The sequence below is a fragment of the Luteibacter sp. P4_E6 genome, assembly GCF_056401535.1.
In genome coordinates this window covers 1-3,276 of the sequence record NZ_JBFUJE010000440.1, presented here as the reverse complement: position 1 = coordinate 3,276, position 3,276 = coordinate 1, and the positions used below count along the sequence as shown (strand labels likewise).

At 64.9% G+C, this 3,276-nt stretch carries 4 protein-coding genes; 3 read left to right on the top strand and 1 reads right to left on the bottom strand.

Annotated features, from left to right (window positions below; all coding sequences use genetic code 11):
- Positions 1-45 precede the first annotated feature (45 nt).
- Positions 46-327, bottom strand: a complete 282-nt coding sequence (locus tag AC1DT2_RS18825) for a hypothetical protein (protein ID WP_477297997.1) — start codon at positions 325-327, stop codon at positions 46-48.
- A gap of 150 nt (positions 328-477) precedes the next feature.
- On the opposite strand from AC1DT2_RS18825, the gene AC1DT2_RS18820 reads away from it, so the two are divergent.
- The 3 genes from AC1DT2_RS18820 to AC1DT2_RS18810 all read left to right on the top strand — a co-directional run bounded on the left by AC1DT2_RS18820 (position 478) and on the right by AC1DT2_RS18810 (position 3,185).
- Positions 478-1,713 carry an MFS transporter gene (locus tag AC1DT2_RS18820; RefSeq protein ID WP_063573597.1) on the top strand — a complete coding sequence of 412 codons (1,236 nt, stop codon included), beginning with the start codon at positions 478-480 and terminating at the stop codon, positions 1,711-1,713.
- A gap of 53 nt (positions 1,714-1,766) precedes the next feature.
- On the top strand, positions 1,767-2,255 hold the full coding sequence (locus tag AC1DT2_RS18815; RefSeq protein WP_063573598.1) for an FKBP-type peptidyl-prolyl cis-trans isomerase: 489 nt from the start codon (positions 1,767-1,769) through the stop codon (positions 2,253-2,255).
- 729 nt (positions 2,256-2,984) lie between these two features.
- Positions 2,985-3,185: a hypothetical protein gene (locus tag AC1DT2_RS18810; RefSeq protein WP_063574382.1), complete on the top strand. Its 201-nt coding sequence runs from the start codon at positions 2,985-2,987 to the stop codon at positions 3,183-3,185.
- The last annotated feature ends 91 nt before the right edge of the window (positions 3,186-3,276 follow it).

The window sequence follows — 3,276 nt, the reverse complement described above, 5'->3', positions numbered from 1 at the left end:
GGAAAGAGCCGGGCACGTGTGCCGTACCCGGCCGATTCGGAATAACTAGTGCTTCTGGAGCGGATTGTCCTTCGACAGATAGACGTTGTATTCCTTCTCGTCGATCTTGCCGTTGTGGTCCATGTCGTTGTCGCCGATGTGCATGCGAAGCTGCTTCAGGCGCTCGTTATCCTTGGGGATATCGCCGCGCGTGATGTACTTGCCGTCCTTGGAGATATCCGAGAACGCTGGCGCATCGTTGGGGCCGGCGGTGTCCTGCGCAATGGCGGTGCCGATGCCGAGGCCGGCGATCAGGGCGAATGAAACGAGCGAGTACGAAAACTTCATGAGTCCTCCGTCTGTCGTGGAAAGGCGTCCGTCGAGGGACGACGCGCCCCAGTGTAACCACGGCTCGTGGTCCCGTCGTCAAGCGGTCGTTGGATTTTCGCCCGCTGTGTTAACTTCGGCGCCGCCCGAATCCGCGTTGAGGAATATCTGATGCCGCTTCCCGCCGCGCTGCGCGAACTCGATTCGACCCAGCGGCACACCGTCATCGCCAGCTTCCTTGGCTGGACCCTCGACGCGTTCGATTACTTCCTGCTGACCTTCGTCATCCTCGCCGTGGCGACGGAGTTCCATGTCTCCAAGCAGGAGGTCACCTACGGCCTGTTCCTGACCCTGGCCGCCCGGCCGATCGGTGCGCTCCTTTTCGGCCGGCTTGCCGACCGCTACGGCCGCCGCCCCGTGCTCATGTTCGACATCGTGCTGTTCTCGGTGCTCGAGGTAGCCTGCGCGTTCGCGCCGACGCTTGGTGTCCTGCTTGGCCTGCGTTTCCTCTTTGGCATCGCCATGGGCGGGGAGTGGGGTATCGGCGCGTCGCTGGCGATGGAGTCCATTCCGGCTAAATCGCGGGGTTTCGTGTCGGGCCTGCTGCAGAGCGGATACCCCTGCGGCTTTTTCCTCGCCGCCCTGGCCAACTGGTTGCTGGTCGACCACATCGGCTGGCGTGGCCTTTTCATTGTCGGTGCCGCGCCCGCGCTGCTCGTGCTGTACATCCGCCGCAAGGTGCCCGAATCGCCGGTATGGGAAGGTCGGCGTACCGAGGCCCGCGAAAGCGTGTTCGTCTCCATGCGGGGCAACTGGAAGCGGTTCGTCTACATGATGCTGCTGATGGCCGCCTTCAACATGTTCAGCCACGGCTCGCAGGACATGTACCCGACCTTCGTGCAGGAGACGCTGAAGATCCCGGCTGGCTCAGGTACGGCCTTCATGCTCACCGCGCTGCTCAACCTCGGCGCGTTATTCGGCGGCCTGACCTTCGGCTCTCTGTCCGAGCGCATTGGCCGGCGCAAGGCCATCATCATCGCTGCCCTGTTGGCTATCCCCGTGATCCCTCTGTGGACCTACGGCGGTTCGTTGCTCTTCCTGGGCCTGGGTGCGTTTCTCATCCAGGTGATGGTGCAGGGCGCCTGGGGTGTCGTGCCCACCCACCTCAACGAGCTCTCGCCGGACGCCGTGCGCGGCACCTTGCCCGGCTTCGCCTACCAGATGGGCAACCTTTTGGCGGCCATCACGGCGACCGCCCAGACCTGGATAGCGGGCCAGCGTGGCGGTGATTTCGCATTCGCCATGTCCACCTGGATTGGCGTGGTGGCGCTACTGCTGGCGCTCCTCACCTGGCTGGGGCCGGAGGCCCGTGGCGTGGGATTCGGAAAGAAGCGTGATCCGGCGTGACGCCGGACCTCGCGGCCGGTAAAATGCCCGGTTTTCATCCGGTAGAAACGATCATGCAGGCTGGCAAGGACAAGGTCATCTCGTTCCACTACACCCTCACCGTCAATGGTGAGCAGGTCGAAAGCTCGGTGGAGGGGGGCGAGCCGCTCTGGATCCTGCTCGGTCACGGCCAGCTGATCCCGGGCCTGGAAGCCGGCCTCGAGGGCAAGTCCGTCGGTGACACCTTCGACGTCACGATCGAGCCGGAGCAGGGCTACGGTCCGCGCCAGGACGGCCTGACCCAGCGCGTCCCGAAGAAGTACTTCCCGCAGCAGGGCAAGGGCCTCAAGGCGGGTGCGTCGACCGTCCTCTCGCTGAAGGAAGGCGGCAGCCGCGTCGTCGTCGTGCAGAAGATCGGCTCGAGCGTCGTCGACGTCGACCTCAACCACCCGATGGCCGGCAAGACCCTGACCTTCCACGTCGACGTTCAGAGCGTCCGTGACGCGACGCCGGAAGAGATCGAGCACGGCCACGCGCATCCGAACGGCGACGCTGCGCACTGATCGACTCGCTCAGCGCAACACGAAAGGCACCTTCGGGTGCCTTTTTTTTGGCTCTTCGCGGACTACCGGGGCCCGGGCGCTCGGGTTTCGGGCGGGGCATCTTTCGCACCGCGCACCTCGCGCATGGCTCGCCTTCGGCCTCGCGGGCTCGGCTTCGCCGTCGCTTCGTACACTTGGGCGTCTCGCGGGGACACCTTGGTGTCCACCCTCGCTGCTCAGACACGTCCTCCGCGTTCGACAAGGAAAGGCCGCTCACGCGGCCCATGTACYTAYTGGCCTACGGCCGCTCCACTTGTGCGGAACTCGCCTCGAGGGTGGRCACCAAGGTCTCTCACGACGATACGGTCAGCGGGAAGGAGAGCCGCTGGAGTGCGTGTGGCCGCCAACTCGGACCGTTACGGCGGTCGTGCAGATACGTCATTTCCGGCGCGGCGAGCGTTTTCCTCGCCGCTGCGCTGCCTCGCGCGGAGGACGTGTCTGAGCAGCGAGGGTGGGCACCGAAGGCTCTGCGCCGCCACGCCTGCACGCCGAAGGCTCTGCGCCTCACCGTCTTCGGCGTCCCCGGCATGCCGCGAAGAACCTTTTTTTCTGCCTATGGGTTGGGAGTGAACGTATTCGGCAAAGGAGCCCGATCGGTGCCGAATCGGCCCTTTCTTCAGTCAAACGGGTGCGATTATCGCGCTGCACGCGGATTCCCGCGGGCATATCCCTCAGACAAAGGACACTCCCATGAAAAGCATCCTGCGCGTTGTATCGCTCGTCGTCGTCTCCTTCGCCGCTACGTCCGCCTTCGCAGCCGGCGCTCCGTCCTCCACAGCCCAGCGCATCCAGAACGCCAGCGTGGCCGCGCAGGCAGCGCAGCCGTCGGGCCGCACCGCCCCGGCGGTTCTCGTGAAGTGCACCAATCCGCGCGAGTGCAGCGTGGGCTGAGCGTCAGGTCGTCGGGCGGCGCGACCCACCCTGAATCTGGGTCGCGCCGCTTATTTTCCGGCGTTTACCGCTTGATCGAAGGGTGCGACAG